15 protein-coding genes are annotated in these 18,445 nt (G+C 61.6%); 12 read left to right on the top strand and 3 right to left on the bottom strand.

The annotated features are described in order from the left end of the window. The first annotated feature begins 38 nt into the window (after nucleotides 1–38). From HYT87_04495 to HYT87_04485, 3 genes are read left to right on the top strand one after another with little or no spacing between them, the layout of a single operon-like run. Complete coding sequence (locus HYT87_04495) at nucleotides 39–3,641, top strand: DNA polymerase III subunit alpha (GenBank protein MBI2059010.1); 3,603 nt, start codon at nucleotides 39–41, stop codon at nucleotides 3,639–3,641. Further along, nucleotides 3,616–4,902: a GTPase HflX gene (gene hflX, locus HYT87_04490; GenBank protein MBI2059009.1), complete on the top strand. Its 1,287-nt coding sequence runs from the start codon at nucleotides 3,616–3,618 to the stop codon at nucleotides 4,900–4,902. The genes HYT87_04495 and hflX overlap by 26 nt, the downstream gene beginning before the upstream one ends. Beyond that, the gene (locus HYT87_04485; GenBank protein MBI2059008.1) at nucleotides 4,895–5,440 is read left to right on the top strand and encodes a CDP-alcohol phosphatidyltransferase family protein; all 546 of its coding nucleotides are present in this window, start codon (nucleotides 4,895–4,897) and stop codon (nucleotides 5,438–5,440) included. The genes hflX and HYT87_04485 overlap by 8 nt, the downstream gene beginning before the upstream one ends. Before the next feature lie 303 nt (nucleotides 5,441–5,743). On the opposite strand, the gene HYT87_04480 is transcribed toward HYT87_04485, so the two are convergent. The 3 genes from HYT87_04480 to selD form a co-directional block, all read right to left on the bottom strand. Continuing rightward, complete coding sequence (locus tag HYT87_04480; protein ID MBI2059007.1) at nucleotides 5,744–5,965, bottom strand: glutaredoxin family protein; 222 nt, start codon at nucleotides 5,963–5,965, stop codon at nucleotides 5,744–5,746. Nucleotides 5,966–6,219: 254 nt separating this feature from the next. Then, on the bottom strand, nucleotides 6,220–6,933 hold the full coding sequence (locus HYT87_04475; GenBank protein MBI2059006.1) for a hypothetical protein: 714 nt from the start codon (nucleotides 6,931–6,933) through the stop codon (nucleotides 6,220–6,222). Between the two features lies 1 nt (nucleotide 6,934). Next, nucleotides 6,935–7,966: a selenide, water dikinase SelD gene (gene selD / locus HYT87_04470; GenBank protein MBI2059005.1), complete on the bottom strand. Its 1,032-nt coding sequence runs from the start codon at nucleotides 7,964–7,966 to the stop codon at nucleotides 6,935–6,937. A gap of 189 nt (nucleotides 7,967–8,155) precedes the next feature. Between selD and HYT87_04465 the strand changes: the two genes are divergently transcribed. From HYT87_04465 to hisC, 9 genes are all read left to right on the top strand, one after another. After that, nucleotides 8,156–9,058: a RimK family alpha-L-glutamate ligase gene (locus tag HYT87_04465; protein ID MBI2059004.1), complete on the top strand. Its 903-nt coding sequence runs from the start codon at nucleotides 8,156–8,158 to the stop codon at nucleotides 9,056–9,058. Beyond that, a complete protein-coding gene (locus tag HYT87_04460) occupies nucleotides 9,021–10,067 on the top strand; it encodes a succinylglutamate desuccinylase/aspartoacylase family protein (protein MBI2059003.1) in 1,047 nt (348 codons plus the stop codon). Before HYT87_04465 ends, HYT87_04460 begins: the two co-directional genes overlap by 38 nt. A gap of 13 nt (nucleotides 10,068–10,080) precedes the next feature. After that, nucleotides 10,081–10,635, top strand: a complete 555-nt coding sequence (locus HYT87_04455; GenBank protein ID MBI2059002.1) for an arginine decarboxylase, pyruvoyl-dependent — start codon at nucleotides 10,081–10,083, stop codon at nucleotides 10,633–10,635. Beyond that, nucleotides 10,635–11,720 carry a deoxyhypusine synthase family protein gene (locus HYT87_04450; protein ID MBI2059001.1) on the top strand — a complete coding sequence of 362 codons (1,086 nt, stop codon included), beginning with the start codon at nucleotides 10,635–10,637 and terminating at the stop codon, nucleotides 11,718–11,720. The genes HYT87_04455 and HYT87_04450 overlap by 1 nt, the downstream gene beginning before the upstream one ends. A 145-nt stretch (nucleotides 11,721–11,865) precedes the next feature. Beyond that, entirely contained in the window at nucleotides 11,866–12,978 is a 1,113-nt protein-coding gene (locus HYT87_04445) for an adenylyltransferase/cytidyltransferase family protein (protein MBI2059000.1), read from the top strand. A 31-nt stretch (nucleotides 12,979–13,009) separates the two neighbouring features. Continuing rightward, nucleotides 13,010–15,010, top strand: coding sequence for a HEAT repeat domain-containing protein (locus HYT87_04440; GenBank protein ID MBI2058999.1), 2,001 nt, complete (start codon nucleotides 13,010–13,012; stop codon nucleotides 15,008–15,010). Next, nucleotides 15,007–15,858, top strand: coding sequence for a protein-glutamate O-methyltransferase CheR (locus tag HYT87_04435; GenBank protein MBI2058998.1), 852 nt, complete (start codon nucleotides 15,007–15,009; stop codon nucleotides 15,856–15,858). Before HYT87_04440 ends, HYT87_04435 begins: the two co-directional genes overlap by 4 nt. Before the next feature lie 80 nt (nucleotides 15,859–15,938). Next, nucleotides 15,939–17,048 (top strand): chemotaxis response regulator protein-glutamate methylesterase, encoded by a 1,110-nt coding sequence (locus tag HYT87_04430; GenBank protein MBI2058997.1) that lies wholly within the window; start codon nucleotides 15,939–15,941, stop codon nucleotides 17,046–17,048. Nucleotides 17,049–17,059: 11 nt separating this feature from the next. Further along, on the top strand, nucleotides 17,060–18,439 hold the full coding sequence (gene hisC / locus HYT87_04425) for a histidinol-phosphate transaminase (protein ID MBI2058996.1): 1,380 nt from the start codon (nucleotides 17,060–17,062) through the stop codon (nucleotides 18,437–18,439). The last annotated feature ends 6 nt before the right edge of the window (nucleotides 18,440–18,445 follow it).

Below are 18,445 nucleotides of genomic sequence, written 5' to 3'. Positions count from 1 at the left end.
ACTGCAAGCGGGTTGCCGATGCAGGGACGCAGGTTTTCATGAGTCAGAAAGAATTCGTCCACCTCCACGTCCATACCCAGTACAGTTTGCTCGACGGCGCGTGCTCTGTGGACGGTCTCCTCAAGACCGTCAAGGCGCAGGGGATGAAGCACCTCGCCATCACCGATCACGGAAATCTCTTCGGCGCGGTCGATTTCTATGCCCGCGCCCTGGACCAGGGCGTCAAGCCCCTCATCGGCTGCGAGGTCTACGTGGCCCCGCGCTCGCGCACGGAGCGGCTGCCCGAGGAAACGCGCCACTACGAAGGGGCGAACCACTTGACGCTCCTGGTGGGCAACGACGAGGGCTACCGGAATCTCATGGAGCTATCGACCCGCAGCTTTACCGAAGGTTTCTACCATAAGCCGCGCGTGGACAAGGAACTCATCCAAAGGCATGCGAAAGGGTTGGTATGTCTCTCCGGATGCCTGAACAGCGAAGTCTGCCGCTTCCTTCAGGAGGGGAAGGAGGAGGAGGCCTACGTGGCGGCGGCGTGGTACCGCGACCTGTACGGCGCCGAAAACTTCTTCATCGAAATCCAGGACCACGGACTGCCGGAGCAGCGGAAGGTGAACAACGGCCTGATCTCCATCGCGCGGCGATTGAACGCCAAACTGGTGGGAACCAATGACGTGCACTACCTGAATGCGCCGGACTCCCTCGCGCACGAAGTGCTCCTCTGCATCCAGACGGGCAAGACCATCCGCGATCCGAACCACTGGAAGTTCCAGTCGGACCAGTTCTACATGAAGCATCCTCTCGAAATGGAGAAGGTCTTCTCGCAGGACACCGCGTTCCTCACCAACACAATGGCCGTGGCGGAGCGGTGCAATCTCAAGCTGGAACTGGGCCGCATCCAGATTCCCAATTTCGACGTTCCGGAAGGGCTGACGGCCGACGACTACCTCCGGAAACTCGCGGAAAAAGGGTTGGACGAACGGTACGAGAAGCGTACCCCGGAATTGAAGGACCGCCTCGAAATGGAACTGGGCGTCATCAAGAAGATGCAGTTCAGCGACTACTATCTCATTGTGTGGGACATCATCCGGTTCGCTCGGGAACGGGGGATCATGGTCGGACCGGGACGCGGCTCGGCGGCCGGATCGCTCGTGGCCTACTGCATCCGGATCACCGACATCGATCCCATGCGGTTCGAACTTCTTTTCGAGCGATTCCTGAATCCCGAGCGCATCAGCATGCCGGATATGGACATCGATTTTCAGGACGACCGGCGCGACGAGGTCATCCGCTATGTCATTCAGAAATATGGTGACGACCATGTCGCCCGGATCATCACGTTCGGCTCGCTGGGCGTCCGGCAGGTCGTCCGCGATGTGGGTCGCGTGATGGGCCTGGCCTATGGCGAGGTGGACCGATTCGCGAAGCTTTTCCCTCGCGCCCCCGACATCAAGACGGTGGACGATGCGCTCAAGGCCAACCCGGTGCTCCAAGACGAAGTCAAAGGCCGGCGAGAGTTCCAGGAAGTGTGCGAGATTTCGCGGAACCTGACGGGGCTCTTCCGGCACGCATCCGTCCATGCCGCCGGGATCGTGATTTCGGGTCCGCCGCTGACGGATCAGGTGCCGCTCTACAAATCGAACGCGGAAGAGATTTCGACGCAGTATTCGATGAAGCCGATCGAGAAGATCGGACTGCTCAAGATGGACCTTCTCGGGCTGACCACGCTCAACGTCATCTCCACGGCGTGCCGGATGATCGAGCAGAATCGGGGGATCAAGGTGAGGATCGACGCCATTCCACCGGACGACCCCGAGACGTACAAATTGCTTGCCGAGGGTCGGACCTTCGGGGTGTTCCAACTCGAATCCGAGGGGATGCGTGACGTGATCCGCCGTCTCAAGCCGGAGAAGATCGACGATATCATCGCCATCGTCGCGCTCTATCGGCCGGGTCCGATGGGACTCATCCCGGACTTCATCGACCGCAAGAATGGTCGCGTGAGGGTGACGTACGACCACAAGAAACTGGAGCCGATCCTCAAGAGCACCTACGGCATCATGGTGTACCAGGAGCAGGTGATGCGCATCGCCAAGGAGCTGGCGGGATTCACATCGCTTCAAGTCGACAAAATGAGAAAGGCCGTGGCGAAAAAGGATAGCGCCGTGATGGAAGCGCTCAAGAAGCCTTTCATCGACGGCTCGGGGAAAAGTGGACTTGCAGCCGCGGACGCGGAACGGCTCTTCGATAACATCGAGCGGTTCGCGGGCTACGCGTTCAACAAGTCGCATGCCGCGGCCTACGCCGCCGTGGCCTATCAAACCGCCTACTTCAAAGCGCATTTCCCGACGGAATACATGGCGGCACTTTTGAGCGCCGAGATCGGGAAGAAGGACAAGATCCTCCGTCACTTCGAGGAGTGCCGGCGGATGGAAATCGTCATCCTCGCGCCGGATGTGAACCATAGCGAGGCGGATTTCACGGTCGTCGCGCCGAAAGACGTGCCGCGGGGGAAAGTAGGGGGCATCCGCTTTGGTCTCACGGCCATCAAGAACGTCGGTTCCGCCGTGATCGAATCGATCCTGCAATCGCGGAGCGAGAGCGGCCCGTTCAAAACCTTTCAGGACTTCCTGGAGAGGGTGAATCTGTCGAAAGTGAACAAGAAGGCGGTAGAGAGCTTGATCAAGTCGGGCGCATTCGATTCGATGGGACAGGGTCGGCGCCCCCTCCACTCATCGCTGGACGTTCTGCTCGAGGACATTCATCGGCGCGCGAAATCGTCCAAAGCGCAGGTGGCCCTGTTCGCGACGACGGAGCCCGTGGTCGGCGGGGCGGCCGGTTTCGGAGGGAACGGCAAAGCCCATGGCGCGTCGGCTGCCGCGGCGGAGTGGCCCGAAGAGGAGTTTTTGAACTTCGAAAAAGAGATGCTCGGTTTCTACCTGACGCGCCATCCGTTGGAAAAGTACCTGGAAAAGTTGCGTGCATTGAACGTAACCGTCATCGGCTCCTTGGAGACGATGACCGAAGGACGGGAAGTGTGGATCGCAGGGATGGTATCCGAAATCAAGGAACGGCCGACCAAGGGCGGCGATCTCTACGCCTTTGTGACTCTGGAAGACATGACCGGGGCGATGGAAGTGATCGTCTGGCCGAAGGTGTATCTCCAGGCGTCCGCCCTGCTGTTCCAGAAGAACGAACCCGTGGTGGTGGTGGGAACGCTTGAATTTGAAGAGGCGGGCGGCCGGCGAGGGAAGGAGTCCAACGGGGCGGGTCGGCCCGATGCGGATGAGCCGGCGGGGGGGAGAAGCGAGCGCGTCCGCCTGGTGGCGAGGGACGTCGACACGCTGGACAAGATGATGCTCAAGTTAAGGCAGAAGGGACAATCGCGTCGGGGCGAGTTTACAATCCGCATCGATCTTGGCACGATGGACGGTGAGCGTATGAAACGTTTGGCCACGCTGTTTCGATCCCATCCGGGGTCGTGCCGCGTTCGGGTGCTTCTGACCCTCGGTGGGAAGGAACGCGCCGTGGCGCTCCCGGAATTCTTTGCCATCGATCCGGATGCCGACTTGGAGAAAATACTTCGAACCTACGCCCTGGACGCCAGCGTGAGCCTTCCTGACGCATCCGCCACCAGCCATTAGGGAGAGGGCGATCCTGCTCGGAGTCCGCCGGGGACGCGAAACGGTCTTCCGCGCGGAGGATTCCATGTCCGAATTGGAGGATCTGGCGGCGAGTGCCGGCGCTGAAGTCATCTGGAAGGAAATCGAGAGAGTATCGACGGTCGCCGCCGGCAGCTTCATTCGTTCGGGAAAAGTGGACGCCATCCGGGGCGAAGTGGAAATGCGTCAGGCGGACCTGGTGATTGTGGATCAGGATCTCACTCCCATGCAGCAGCGAAACCTGGAGGACGCGTGGGAGGCGAAGGTGGTGGACCGGACGGGGCTGATCCTTGATATCTTTGCGCAGCGGGCCCGCACGCAGGAGGGCAAACTTCAAGTGGAATTGGCCCAACTCACCTATCTGCTTCCTCGTCTGGTGGGACGCGATCGCGCACTTTCACGATTGGGCGGCGGCATCGGCACGCGCGGTCCCGGCGAACGAAAATTGGAGATGAGGCGCCGAGTCATCCGCGACCGGATCGCCTGGCTGAAGCGGGAGCTGGAGAGTGTCCGGGACCGCCGGCAAATCCAACGCGGACACCGCAAAGACGTCCCGCTGCCGGGGATCACGCTGATCGGATACACGAACGCGGGGAAATCGTCCCTGTTCAACGCGCTCATCAAGAAACATGGACACGGGACGGTGGGCAAGGCATTCGTGGCGGACCAGCTTTTCGCGACGTTGGACCCCATGACCCGCGCGATCAAGCTGCCCTCGGGGCGGGTCGTGCTTCTTTCGGACACGGTGGGATTCATCCGCAAGCTGCCGCATCAGCTCGTCGAGGCGTTCCGGGCGACGTTCGAAGAGCTCGGCGCGGCGGACCTCCTGCTTCACGTCGTCGATGCTTCCAGCCCGATGCGGGATGAACACGGGGAGGCGGTCCGTTCAGTACTCGAAGAAATTGGGTCGGCCGACAAACCTTCGATCATGGCCCTGAACAAGATCGATCTGCTGGGCGAAAACCGGCCGTCGGAGCGGGGTGCGGAAATCGGCGTATCCGCCTCCACCGGGGAAGGGCTGGACGACCTGGTGCTCGCCCTTGAGGCGTGGTTGGATCGAGAAACAGTGCATGTGACCATAAGAGTCCGCGGCGAGGGGAAGAATCTGCTTTCCATGTTGTACGGATCCGGGCACGTCCTGAACACCCGCTACTCGGCAGGCGGAGTCGAGGTGGAGGCCCGCCTGCACCGCAAACACGTGGAGATCCTTCGGCATAACCGGGCCGTCGAGTTCCTTGTTTAACATCCCCAACCTCCTCACGCTCTTCCGGATCCTTCTGATCCCGGTGGTGATCGTGTTTATTGAACGCGACCGCTATGACAATGCGCTTCTCCTCATGGTCCTGGGCGGAGTGACGGACTACCTGGACGGATACATCGCCCGGAACTTCAAGCGGCGGACGCGGCTCGGGAGCCTGCTCGATCCGCTGGCGGACAAACTCATGGTCAATGCGCTGTTCTTCACCTTTGCCTGGAAGGGATTTCTCTGGTGGTCTCTGGTGATTCTCGTGTTCGGGCGGGATCTGCTGCTCATTGGAGGCGCGGCCTTCCTGAAGTACATCCGGCACAAAGTGTTCGAAATCGTGCCAACGTTCGTGGGCAAGACGAACACGTTTCTCCAAATCTGCCTGATCGGCTTCATCCTGCTCGCCCAGATATGGCCCTTCCGGGAATTCGTGTGGGCTGTCCGGGTCTCGGCTTGGGCCGTGGCCGCGTGTACGATCGTCTCGTGCGTCCAGTACTGGCGAAAGGGCTGGGCGATCCTGAAAATGCCGGCCTAGTCGCAGTCCGAAGACGCACCCTAAAGGCCATGTTACATGCCGTGCCATCCGTGGCGCGGCGACATTTCATGGCCCCATGCCGTCCTTGGCATGGGGGTGCGGCTACCGGAGGAATGGCTCCTTGGTAGGCGCGGGCCATGTTCCATGCCGCACCATCCGTGGTGCGGCGACATATCATGGTCCCATACCCTCCGTGGCATGGGGCTTCAGCCCGCGTGGTCCCCGCACCGCCCTTTCCGCTGCGCTCCAAGGACGGCGATTGGAAGAGCTATTAAATCCCCGCGCCGCGGGGAATCAAACCCCTCAGGTGCCTCCGTAGCCGATGGTGACCTGATCGTTTTCAAGAATCAGCGGGACGTCGCGGCGACCTTTGGAGAGTTCAAGAAATGTCGAGAAGGCGGCCTTGTCCTGCTTCACGTCCAAATAGATTACCGAGTACCCCTTGCGCCCGTAATCCTCACGGGCCGACGCGGTGTAAGGTCAGCCGGCCTTGCCGTAAATCGTGATTGTTTTCTTGTCGGCCATCAGGGTCATGATAGCAGAAATTCCGTTTTGATCCTCCCGAAAGAGGGAGCATCCAAGAGGGAGCATCTAAAGATGCTCCCCTACGGGTAGGGGAGGGTCTTTAGACCCTCCCGAACTGGGAGCACCCGAAGGCGCTCCCCTACGGGTAGGGGAGGGTCTTTAGACCCTCCCGAACTGGGAGCACCTGAAGGCGCTCCCCTACGAGGAGTGTTGGTGTATTTGTGGGGGAGGGTCTTTAGAGGAAGAGCGGTCGCCTAGCGGGCCGGCCTGGGTCGAAGGCGGGATCGAACGGGCGTCTGAGTTTCAAAGCGGCCGGACTTGATCCGATCGACGCATTCAGGAAGGGATTTGGCGGCGAGTCGGATCAACTTTTCGGCGAGGGCATCGGGCGTGGGAGTGCCACGGACTGTGAGCGAACGGCGAAGGATAATCCGGCCCGAATCAAATCGCTCGGTCAAGGTGTGGAAGGTCACCCCGGCGTTGCTCTGCCGATCTTGAAGTGCCCAGTAGGCGGAGTCCAGCCCACCGTATTCCGGAAGCAGTCCACCATGAATGTTGACGGCGGCGATCCGTGGGACGGAGAGGAGCGACTGTGGAACGAGATGGCTGAGCGAGGCGGAGAAAAGGAGGTCCGGTTTCAGTCTGCGAAGGAACTTCGCAGCGCGCGCGGAAGACAGAGACCACACGAGGATCAGGGGGAACTTGTGCTTCTTGCAGTAGGCTCGTAGCGCGGAATGGTCGCGAAGGAAGCGCCTGGATCGGGCCGACCAGGCGGCCCACAAGATCGCCCTCTCGGAGCGTCGGAGGAGACGGCGTCCCGCGGCACGGTTCCGTCTGATTCGAGCGAAAAGCGGCCTTGGCGAGAGGGGGGCGAGCACGCCGACCATGGAGTGGTGGGCCTTTCTTAGCGCCTCAGCGTAGACAGGAACCTCCCACCCGTCGGGATTGGTTATGAAGGCGACCCTCATCTCAGGCAAGAACTTGTATGCGGTGGCGAGGATCGGACGTTACCTCACCGATGATGCGTGATTGCACGATTCCCTTCCTTCTCAAGCCGGCCAGGAGTTTCGAGGCATCCCGCGGATGAACAGCCATGAGGAGTCCACCCGAGGTCTGGGGATCCGCGAGGAGCCGGCGATAGACCGGCCCATCGAGATCCCATGACACCTTTCCTTCAAGGAAACCCAGATTGGCCAGCGTTCCTCCCGGATAGCACTTGCGTTGGAGAAGCTCCATCACCCCGGAGAGGATGGGCATCGTTGAGAAATGAATTCGTGCGCCGCACCGGCTTGCATGCGCCATGCGGTGGAGATGGCCCAGAAGACCGAATCCCGTCACGTCCGTGCAGGCATGCACACGAAACCGGCTCATGACATCGGCGGCGGTCTGGTTGAGTGATTCCATCGAAGCCACCGCCGCACGGATCGCAGAGGCGGGCGCAAGACCTCGCTTGATGCCAGTGGTCACCACTCCCGTGCCGATGGCTTTGGTCAGAATCAGCGAGTCGCCCGGCCGGGCCGTGGAATTGAGGATCACGCGCTTCGGGTGAACCGTTCCCACCGCAGCGAGTCCAAACTTGGGCTCCTCGTCGCGCACGGAGTGGCCGCCCACGATGGAAACGCCGGCCTCGGCGCAGATTTCGGAAGCGCCCCTCAGGATATCGCGCAGGACGGTCTTCGGAAGCGAATCGGGAAACCCCACGAGATTCAGCGCGGCGATCGGCGTTCCGCCCATCGCCCAGATGTCCGAGAGGGAATTGGCCGCCGAAATGCGGCCATAGGCCCGGGGGTCGTCCACAACCGGCGCGAAGAAATCGGCGGTGAAGAGCAGCGCGAGGTCGGGTCGGAGACGGACGATTCCCGCGTCCCCCCGTGTCTCGACGCCGAACAAAACTCCCGGCGCCCGATAGAAACGGAGCGAAGATAACAGTGTGTCCAGGTCCCCTGGACCGATCTTGCCCGCTCAGCCTGCGCAGCGGGCGAGTGCCGTCAATCTCTTCATGCGCGCATTGTATGAAAAAACGTGTTTTATTTCACTGAGTCTTGACAAAGAGATGGGCAGACGATATTCAATCGATGTGAATTCTCTTGCGCTTGTCGGAATCGTGAAATACCTCGACTGCTCTACCCGTCGTTTTGTTGAAGCCCCATCGCATCGGAAGGTTGTTCGGGAGGCCCGGGCATCCGACCGATGAAGATCCTGATCCTGTCGCGCCGCGGAACGCTGTACTCGACGCGCCGCTTCACCAAGGCCTCGCTTCAACTGGGACACCATGTCATGGTGCTGGATCCGTTGCGGTGCGTGGTGGTCGTGGCGAAGGACGCGGGCGCGATCTACGTGAAGGACAAGCCTCTGGAAACGCCGGACGTGGTTTTGCCGCGCATCGGCGCGTCCATCACGGATTACGGATTGGCGACGGTTTCACAACTGGAACTGATCGGCCTGCCGGTGGTGAACTCCTCGCAATCGATCATCGCGTCGCGTGACAAACTGCGCTGCCTCCAGATCCTGGCCATGAACGGTGTGGCCGTGCCTCGCACGATCATGTGCCGGGACGCGCGGAACCTGGATCAGATCCTCGGACTCGTGGGCGGGACGCCGGTGATCGTGAAATTGATCCAGGGCGCCCAGGGTGTGGGCGTGATGATGGCCGATTCAAGGGGCTCGCTCGAAGGCCTCCTGGACACCGTATGGAACCTGGGTCGGGAGGTTTTGATCCAGGAATACGTGCCGGAATCGAAGGGCGAGGATCTTCGCGTGCTGGTCGTGGGCGGAGAAGTCATCGGAGTCATCCGGCGGATTGCGCGGGCGGGCGAATTCCGCTCGAATATTCACAAGGGCGGTGAGGCGAAGGCGGTGGATGTTCCGCAAAGCTATCGGGATCTGGCCGTGGCCGCGGCCCGGGCGCTGGCGTTGAACATTGCCGGCGTCGATATCATTGAATCGAAGTCGGGGCCCAAGGTGATGGAGGTGAATTCGTCACCGGGCTTCGAGGGGCTGGAGCGGGCCACGGGGCAGGACGTCGCCAGAAAAATCATCGAGTACACGGTGCAATATGCTGAGAAGGCTAAGGAAAGAAAAAAAGCCGCTTAGGATCGCCGGCACGACGATTCAGCCGGGAGAAACCTACGAGATCAATCTCAAGGTCAGTGAATTCTACACGGCGACGGCGGCGACGATCCCGGTCACGGTGATCGCGGGAGAGTCGTCCGGCCCCACACTGTTTGTCACGGCGGCGGTCCACGGGGACGAACTGAACGGCGTGGAAATGGTGCGGCAGATGATTTGCCGGACCCGTCCCGCGGACCTGCGGGGAACCCTGGTGTTGATTCCGGTGGTGAACCGCTTCGGATTTCTCAATCAAACGCGATATCTGCCGGACCGTCGGGATTTGAACCGATACTTCCCGGGGAATCCGTCGGGTCACATGGCGGACCGGATCGCGCACCGAATCTTTAACGACATCATCCGTCACTGCGATTGCGGGATCGATCTGCACACGGCGGCCACGGACCGTACGAACCTGCCGCATGTGCGCGGCGACCTGCACGCCCCGTGGGTGCGGCGTCTGGCCAAGGCGTTCGGAGAGGAAATCATCATCGACGCGGGCGGCTCGGAAGGATCCATCCGTCGGGCGGCGGTGGCGGCGGGTGTTCCCACCCTCCTCTACGAGGCCGGGGAGAGCCAGAAATTTCAAGACGGACTCATACGCCAGGGGGTGGAGGGCATCCGAAACGTCATGATCGAACTCGGCATGATCACGGGCACCAAGGTGACGCCGGCTTTTCGGATCATTGTGAAGAAGTCGGAATGGATCCGGGCGGAAAAGGGCGGGATACTGATTCTCTACAAGAAACCGGGCGATCTGGTATATGAAGGGGAAGAGATGGCGCTGAACACAAATCCTTTCGGCCGAGAATTCGGCACGATCCGGAGCCCGCTGACCGGTCTGGTCATCGGAGCGACGACGCTTCCGCTGGTGAATCCCGGCGCGCCGGTGTGTCACGTGGCGAAGCTCGACAGGACCCTGCCGCTCGTGGAACGGGCGGTGCGAAGAAAACATCTGGTGGCGCACGAAGAACGCGTGCCCGCTCTAATCTAAAAGGGAGAATGGAATGCCAATACCCACACGAATGTTTTTGACCAAAGGCGTTGGTCGTCACAAGGAAAAATTGACCAGCTTCGAGATGGCGCTCCGCGATGCGGATATTGCCCGGTACAATCTCGTCCGCGTGACGAGCATCTACCCGCCGGGATGCAAACTGATTCCTCGGCACGAGGGCGTCAAGTTGCTCGAACCCGGGGAGATCGTCCACGTGGTGCTGGCGGAATCCTACAGCAACGAGCCGAACCGGCTCATCGCGGCCTCGATCGGGCTCGCGCTGCCGAAGGACCGTCGCCAATACGGATACCTGTCGGAGCATCACAGTTACGGCGAGACGGAGAAAAAGGCCGGAGACTACGCGGAAGACCTGGCGGCGGGAATGCTGGCGACGATCGTCGGGGCGAGCTTCGACCCGGAAAAAAGCTGGGATGAGAACAAGGAAATCTGGCGGATCAGCGGCAAGGTCTACCGGACACACAACATCACGCAATCGGCGGTGGGAAGCCGGGAAGGTCAGTGGACCACGGTTCTGTCGGCCGCCGTGTTTGCCGATTGGGAGGATTGATGCCGGTCAAAAAAGCCAAAGAGATCCACACGGTTTATAACGACCTTTCCCACAAGGCGAAACGGCCCAAGCGGTGGTTCAGATCTCCCATCGTCCCGTTCGAGCCGAAGGCGGATGGTGTGGCCGACGTGTTGGAGCGGATGGAGGACGTCTCGTTCCAAGCGCGCAATCTGGCCCGCGCGTTCGCCATCCTTCGGGAAATGGTGCAGGACCGTGTGACGATCATGATGGCCCTTTCCGGCGCGATGACGCCCGCGGGCATGGGCGAGATCATCATGCACATGATCCGCAACCGGTACATCGACTGTCTGGTTTCCACCGGGGCCAACCTGTTTCACGATATCGTCAACAGCCTCGGCGGCACGCACTGGAAGGGAACGGACAAGGTGGACGACATGGTGCTGCGCGACCATTTTGTCGACCGCGTGTATGACACCTTCGGGAACGAGCGGGAGTATCATTTCGTGGATGAGATCGTGGCCGATTTCGCGTCATCGCTGGATCCCACGCAGCGCTATTCGACGCGTCGGTTCCTCTACCTGCTGGGGGAGCGACTGGCCAAGTTGGAGAAACGCCCGAGCATCTTGTCGACGGCTTATCGCGCCAAGGTGCCCGTCTTCTGTCCGGCGATCGCCGATTCGTCGCTGGGAATCGCGCTGGGCTTCGGACAGGCCAAACTGGGCCTGAAACTGTGCGTGGATACCATAGCGGATGTGGTGGAGACCGCCGTCATCTGCGGCAAGAGTCACGGGACGGGCATATTCATCCTGGGCGGGGGCGTGGCGAAGAATTTCGTCCAGCAGGCCCAAGTGACCTCGCAGTGGATCGGCTTTGGCGACACGGCGCACGAATACGCCGTGCAGATCACGCAGGATTCGCCGGTATGGGGAGGACTGTCGGGCGCGACGTTTGAAGAGGCGCAGTCGTGGGGAAAAATCACCCGCGGAGCGCGCAAGATCCAGGTGTATTGTGATTCAACCATCGCCCTTCCGATCCTCATCAGCGGTTTGGTGGACTCCAAAGTCCGTCGCAGGCGCCACCCGCGATTCGACTTGTCCGGCCCCGAGCTGGCGCTGAACGCCTGAGAACGATCGTTCGTCGACGGCGTGGACGCGTCGGCGGGCGGTCGGCCCATGGGCTGTCGGAGATGGCATATTCCGCGTGGGTAGCCGCACCCTTTACGGGTGCGCTCTTCGAACGCGGGCATAAAGCCCGCGCCTACCAGCAGTGATGACCTCGGAGAAGATCCTTCGGATCGAGGATTTGGGAGGTGTGGGCGAGCAAACTCGGCAAGAGGGCAAGACCGTCGTTCTTGCGAACGGCGTCTTCGATCTGATCCACGTCGGACACGTCCGGTACCTCGAGGGCGCGAAGCGCGAAGGGGATCTCCTGGTTGTGGCGATCAACGACGATCCATCCGTGCGCGCGATGAAAGGCGAGGGGAGACCGGCGCAACCGTTGGCGGAGCGGATGGAAGTGATAGCCGCTTTGGCGTGCGTGGACCACGTCGTGCCGTTTTCAGGCGCGAACGTGGAGGGGGTTCTCCGGCGTTTGAGACCCCAGGTGCATGCCAAGGGAACGGACTACACGGCGGAGAACGTGCCCGAGAGGGAAACGGATCGGGCCATCGGCGCGCGCGTGGCGATCGTGGGCGATCCAAAAGATCACTCCAGCAGCGCGTTGCTGAAAACCCTCGGCTCCGGGGAGGAGAAGATGGGTGCCGCGCCTCGGACGCAGGCTGAAGCCTGCGCCTACCCGCTGGCGTCGTCCGCGCTTGGGAAGGTAGCCGCACCCTTTACGGGTGCGTCCTTCAGTTCGTTTCTTGTGCGGAAACGGGTGGCTATCGGAAATGTTTTCCTCATGCTTGTGGCCGTCACGGCGAAACCCGAGAAAGTGCACTTGACGGCGGCAGTTGTCTTGGTGCTTTTGGGCCACGCCATTCGGATCTGGGCCGGAGGATACTTGCGCAAACGGACGGCGCTCACCACGTCGGGCCCCTACCGCTGGGTGCGGCACCCGCTGTATGTCGGGAGTTTCCTCCTGGGGCTGGGGCTCTCGATCGCCTCGGGGAGAACTTGGGTGATTCCGTGTTTCTCGGTAATGTTCGCGATGCTATACGGGCTTGCGGCGGCGGAGGAAGAAAGACAGATGGCTTCCGCATTCGGCCAGGCGTATCGGCATTACCGGAAGGCCGTGTACGGATTCCTGCCGCTGCGGCGCGCTCCGGCGTGTCACGAACGTTTCTCGATGAAACGGGCGCTGGGCGAGAACCGCGAATACCGGTCGTGGCTGGGGACCCTCCTCCTCGCGGGGGTCGTGTTGGTCAAGTACAGGCTCGGATGATATAAAGTGTTGAAGTTCGAGGGCGTTGTCGATGGAACGTGAAACCGTATTCCCCGCGGATCGGGGCGAAGAAGAGCGCTGGCAGGCCGTAACGTCTCTCCCCCCGGAGGAGAAGCACAAGTCGATGTTTCTGGCCGCCTTGGGCGACCCCAGTTGGCGCGTCCGGAAGGCGGCCGTCGAAAAAATCACGAATGCGATTCACCCCGAGGTCTACGTTGAAGGGCTGATCGAGGGTCTGCATGCCCAGGAAAACGCGGGATGCCGAAACGCCTGCGTGGAGGCCTTGGTTCGCGTCGGGAGGCCGAGCGTGCGCGCCTTGGTAAAGGCGTCGGCCAAGAGCGATGAAGACGTGAGGAAATTTGCAGCGGATATCCTGGGAGACATCGGGGGTGGGGAAGCGGAGAAAGGCCTGGCGAACCTTCTCAAGGATGCGGACGAGAACGTCAGTTTTGCCTCCGCCGAGGCCTTGGGGAAGATCAGGAGCCGCAGTGCCCAGGCGATCCTCAAGCAGGAAGTCCGAAAGGCGGACTTGCGGCCGCTCGTGCGATTGGCCGTCCTCGAAGCGCTTGCGGATCAGGAATCGAATCTTCCCCTGAACAGGCTCGATGGTTTCCTGGCGGATCCGCTTCTGGCCAAGCCCGCCGTTCGTCTGCTTGGGCTTCACACGAGCGAAGCCGCCATGCGGAAAGTATGCCGCCTCCTCGACGCGCCGAACGAAACCCTTCGCCAAACCGCGCTGCTGGCCCTGGATCGCATGCTCCGAACGCGGCCGAGTCTGGGAAAGGCCGCCAAAGCGTCTCTCCCCGGCGCGGCATTTCTCGCGCTTTCTCGATGGCTGGAATCCGAAGAACCCCCACTTCAATTCGGTGCGGCCCGGCTGGCCGCCGTGCTCGGGCTCAAGGAATTCGCAAAACACATCCTCCAACTGGTATCCAGCGAGCAGGGGTCTGTTGTCGCGGAGGAAGTTTACCGGGGGCTTGGCCCGGATGCCGTCCGGAGCCTCGTTCTGGCGTTTCACGCCGTCTCGCCGGAGAAACAGGCCTTCTGTTTGCGCCTGTTCGCCGCCTTCGGCGTCGCGGAGAGCCGGCCGCTGGCGGAAAAGGGGCTGGACGATCCGGATCCCTTGATCCGTTCGGCATCAGCGAGGGCCCTCGGGGCCCTGGCTGGGCGAGACGATGTGGCGCGATTGTTTGAGAAACTGTGCTCGGAATCGGAGGAGTCGGTCAAAGAAAGCATCTTGGACGGCCTGGTCCGGCTCTGCGGTTCGCACAAGGCAGAGGTCCTGGAGGGCGTGGAAAAGGGATTCTCCGGGGATGATCGGGCGTCGCTCGTCTATGTGGTGCGCCTCCTCGGCCACTGCGGAACTCGCAAGCACCTGGCGAAGCTGGTCATGCTGCTGAAGGACGAGTCGCCTGGCATTCGCCGGGAGGCCTTGGCGGCGCTGGCCCGCCTCTCTCCTCCGAAGGCCAGGGAACAGGCGATGGCCTTCCTCAACGATGATGACGTCGAAAATCGCTCGCTCGCTTGCAGGATCCTGTCGGAAACCGGCGGACGGGGAGCCACCGAGGCCCTGGTCAGGATGCTGAACGACAAGAGCGGCTGGGTCCGGCTGGAAGCATTGCGCGGCTTGGTCACGGTGGGGGCTGCGGTAAAGGCTCCGGGATCGGCCCTCATGGAGAAAGCCCTGCTCGATCCGATGGGGCCCGTGGTCATTTTCGCCTTTGAAGTACTCGCGAGGCAGAATCGAAAGAACGCCCTGCGCTGCCTGGGCCCGGTCCTGGCCCACTCGGAACCCCGCGTTCAGTTGGAAGCGGTTCGCATCCTGGAGCGATACGGGATCGATCCGACGTGCGTGGATGTTCGAAGTCGTGTGGGCGGACTGCGGGACGAAGCCAAACTGGATTGGTTGAGATGGGTGGGCCGGTCGGGCCGGGTCTTGCGGAAGGATTTCCTGAAGGAAATGGCCCGCCATGAGAAGAGCTACGAAATCCAGCGGGTGGCCGCCCAGATCGGGCGCGGCGCATCGGCATGAGTTTCCCGGGGCTGCCCACCCTCCGGATGACCGACCAGGAGTTCGGTCTCATCCGGGATTTCATCCGGGACTATTGCGGTATTTTCTTCGAGAACGGCGCGAAGACCATCGTCGAGATGCGCCTCAGCCGGAATGCGGAGCACCTCAAAGTCAAGAGCTTCCTCGACTACTACTACCTCCTGAAATACGACGAGCGGCGCGAACAGGAGCTCCAGGAATTGGTGGAAACGGTGACGACGAAGGAAACCTATTTCTTCCGCGAACCCAGCCAGCTCCGCGCGTTTTCCGAGGAAATCGTGCCGGACCTCATCCAGCGGAAGAGGGGGCGCGAGCGCGCCATGCGCATCTGGAGCGCGGGCTGCGCCACGGGGGAGGAGCCGTATTCGGTGGCGATCCTGTTGTGCGAGGACACCCGCCTTGAGACGTGGAAGAAGGAAATCACGGCGAACGACATCAGCAAGCGCGCCCTCCAAGTGTGCCGCGCGGGATTGTACGGAGAGTCCTCCATGCGCGCCATCGCGCCGAGCCTGAAAGAAAAATACTTTGAGCGAAAGGAAGCGCGGTACCGGCTGATCGACCGCGCGCGGGGATCCGTACAGTTTGCCCACGTGAATCTTCTGGATTGCGACCGCATCTCGCTCCTTCCTCAAATGGACGTCATCTTCTGCCGGAATGTGATCATGTATTTTCATCTGGAGCCCCGGCGCAAAGTCGTCAACACGTTCTTCGACAAGCTCGTTCCCGGAGGCTACCTCTTGTTGGGCCATGCGGAGTCCTTGATGAACCTGTCCACGGGATTCGAATTCGTGCAGCTGACGAACGATCTGGTCTACCGGAAGCCGCTGTGATGCCGTCCCCCGAGGCCCCACACCCATCGGAGGATCCGCTGGACCGGCGACCCTCCGGGCCGACCACGGGCACTGGGTTGATGGACGGCGCTCGCGTCAAAGTCCTGATCATCGATGATTCCGCCTACAACCGCCGGGTGCTGCGAAGAATGCTGGAATCCGAGCCGTCGATCGAAGTCGTGGAGTCGGCGCGGGATGGGGAGGAGGGGCTCAAGAAGGCCCTCGACTTATCGCCGGACGTGGTAACGCTGGATCTGGAGATGCCGAAGATGGATGGATTCACCTTCCTGCGGATTCTCATGAATCGACGACCGACGCCGGTCATCGTCGTCAGCGGAAAGGCGGACAGCCAGACGACCTTCCTGGCGATGGAACTCGGCGCGATCGATTTCGTAGCCAAGCCGCAGAACCAGATTTCGCCCGATCTGTACGGCATACACAGCGAATTGGTGAAGAAAATTCTCGGTGCGAGGATGGTCTCGATGGACAAGGTGTGCCGACTGACTCGGAGGGAAGTTCCGCGGTCGGCCGAGGCGGTCGCGCCGTTGTCCACCGGCGCGCGCCGCGAAGGGCGAATCGTGGTGGTAGGCGCCTCCACGGGCGGACCCACCGCCCTCCAAACGGTGCTGTCCCGATTGCCGGGGGATCTTCCGGCACCCGTCCTCGTGGCGCAGCACATGCCGGCCGGGTTCACGAAGGCGTTCGCGGAGCGCGTGAACAAGGTCTGCACCTTGGAAGTGAGAGAGACCGAGAATTTGGTATTGCCCCGCGCGGGGCAGGTGCTGATCACGCCCGGCGGTTTCCACGCGCGGGTATCGGGAACGAGAGAGCGGCCCTTCGTGAAACTGGAGCGGACGGGGCCGGGGGACCGCTACGTGCCCTCCGTGGATCGCCTCTTCCAATCCGCGGCCGAGGTCTTTGGAGCCGAAGCCGTGGGGGTGGTTCTCACGGGGATGGGGGATGACGGTCGACATGGGGTGATGGAAATTCGACGGCTGGGCGGGCAGACGCTTGCGGAGTCCGAGGAAACGGCCGTCATCTTCGGAATGCCCAGGGAGGCGATCCAGAGCGGAGCCATCGACGCGCAGGCTCCGGTCGAGCGCCTGGCAGGGGAGATCGTCGTTCGTTGCAGACGAGCGGGGGAGTCGTCGACGGTGCCTGGCGCCGAACGGCGGGCTTCCGGCTCGTGAGCGGGGCTGTCATGCCCGGAACGGTCCGATCGCTGAAGGCCCTCCGATCCAGGATCGACGAGGTGGACCTTCGAATCCTGCGCCTCCTGGAGGAGCGGGCGCGTTGGGCGGCGGCCGTCGCCAAGGTCAAGAAACACAAGGGGCGTCCTCTCTATTCCGGATCGAGAGAGGAGGAAATCTTCCGGCGGCTGCTTTCCGCGGGCGATGGAAGTTTTCCGGCGGAGGGTCTTCAAAACGTGTTTCACGAAATTATCACGGCCTGTCTGAATCTTCAGAAGCGGAGCGTGGGCACCGGCAGGACGATGGAAAACAACGGTGGGCTGTCCGGGGTCGCCGACGCGATACGGGGGCTGCCGGAGTACCAGCCGGGCCAGCGGCGCGGCAAACCGCGAGGGGACCTCGTGCGGCTCTCGGGTAACGAGAACAACTACGGGGCGTCACCGGCCGTGCACAGGGCGGCGGCCGGCGCCTTACGATCGCTCCATCTTTACCCCGACAAGTGGGCGACCGACCCACGGCGAGCCATCGCCCGAGTGCTCCGAGTCCAAGCCGAGGAGGTCGTGCTGGGAAACGGATCGGATGAATTGATGGACCTCATTTTTCGGATGTACTTGCGCGCCGGCAAAGAAGCGCTTCTGCCGCACCCCAGCTTCACGTACTACGAGATCGCCGCCCGAGCCTGTGGAGCGAGAGCGGTGTTCTTCCCCCTGGTGGACTATCAATACGATATATCCCGCGTCCGGGCCAAGGTCTGTGAGCGAACCGCCCTTGTGGTGCTGGCGAATCCGAACAATCCGACCGGTACCTACATCCCCCGGCGTGAGCTTTCAGATCTGCTCAAGTCGCTTCCCACCCACGTTATCGTACTGCTCGATGAGGCCTACTGGGGGTATCCGGAGGCCGGCGACTTCCCGGATGGAATGCAACTGCGGAGGCGACATCCCAACCTGATCGTGATGCGGACGTTTTCCAAGAGTCACGGGATGGCCGGTTTGCGTTGCGCGTTCGCGGTGTGCGAGAAGGCGATGGCGGGGGTCCTGAATAAACTTCGCCAACCGTTCAACGTCAATCGGGTGGCGCAGGCGGCAGCGGCGGCGGCGATCAGAGACCGGCGTTGGCAGGCCACGATGTGGAAGCGCAATCAATCGGAAAAACTGTTTCTGGAATCGGAGCTCCGGCGCTTGGGGCTGCGGGTGGTTCCTTCCCAGGCAAACTTTCTTCTGGTGATTCCACCGCGGCGCGCATCGCGGCTGGTGGAACGCCTGGCGCAGCAAAACATTTGGGTGAGAGATACCGCGTCGTTCGGAATTTCAGGCGGCTTTCGTGTGACGGTGGGAAAGAGGGCTGAAAGCAAGCGGCTGGTGAATGCCCTGGCCTCAATTCTTGAATAATAGGTG

Source organism: Nitrospirota bacterium (genome assembly GCA_016180645.1).
In the GTDB taxonomy this organism is placed as follows: Bacteria; JACPQY01; JACPQY01; order JACPQY01; family JACPQY01; genus JACPAV01.
Note: the sequence above shows the minus strand (reverse complement) of the source record. Positions and strands in the feature narration are given on the sequence as shown.

What these genes read in the sequence shown, in the direction of transcription:
- HYT87_04495 (MBI2059010.1), top strand. Translation starts at nt 39, where the DNA reads ATGAGTCAGAAAGAATTCGTCCACCTCCACGTCCATACCCAGTACAGT.
- HYT87_04475 (MBI2059006.1), bottom strand. Translation starts at nt 6,933, where the DNA reads ATGAGGGTCGCCTTCATAACCAATCCCGACGGGTGGGAGGTTCCTGTC.
- HYT87_04465 (MBI2059004.1), top strand. Translation starts at nt 8,156, where the DNA reads ATGAAGATCCTGATCCTGTCGCGCCGCGGAACGCTGTACTCGACGCGC.
- HYT87_04460 (MBI2059003.1), top strand. Translation starts at nt 9,021, where the DNA reads ATGCTGAGAAGGCTAAGGAAAGAAAAAAAGCCGCTTAGGATCGCCGGC.
- HYT87_04455 (MBI2059002.1), top strand. Translation starts at nt 10,081, where the DNA reads ATGCCAATACCCACACGAATGTTTTTGACCAAAGGCGTTGGTCGTCAC.
- HYT87_04450 (MBI2059001.1), top strand. Translation starts at nt 10,635, where the DNA reads ATGCCGGTCAAAAAAGCCAAAGAGATCCACACGGTTTATAACGACCTT.
- HYT87_04445 (MBI2059000.1), top strand. Translation starts at nt 11,866, where the DNA reads ATGACCTCGGAGAAGATCCTTCGGATCGAGGATTTGGGAGGTGTGGGC.
- HYT87_04440 (MBI2058999.1), top strand. Translation starts at nt 13,010, where the DNA reads ATGGAACGTGAAACCGTATTCCCCGCGGATCGGGGCGAAGAAGAGCGC.
- HYT87_04435 (MBI2058998.1), top strand. Translation starts at nt 15,007, where the DNA reads ATGAGTTTCCCGGGGCTGCCCACCCTCCGGATGACCGACCAGGAGTTC.
- HYT87_04430 (MBI2058997.1), top strand. Translation starts at nt 15,939, where the DNA reads ATGGACGGCGCTCGCGTCAAAGTCCTGATCATCGATGATTCCGCCTAC.
- hisC (MBI2058996.1), top strand. Translation starts at nt 17,060, where the DNA reads ATGCCCGGAACGGTCCGATCGCTGAAGGCCCTCCGATCCAGGATCGAC.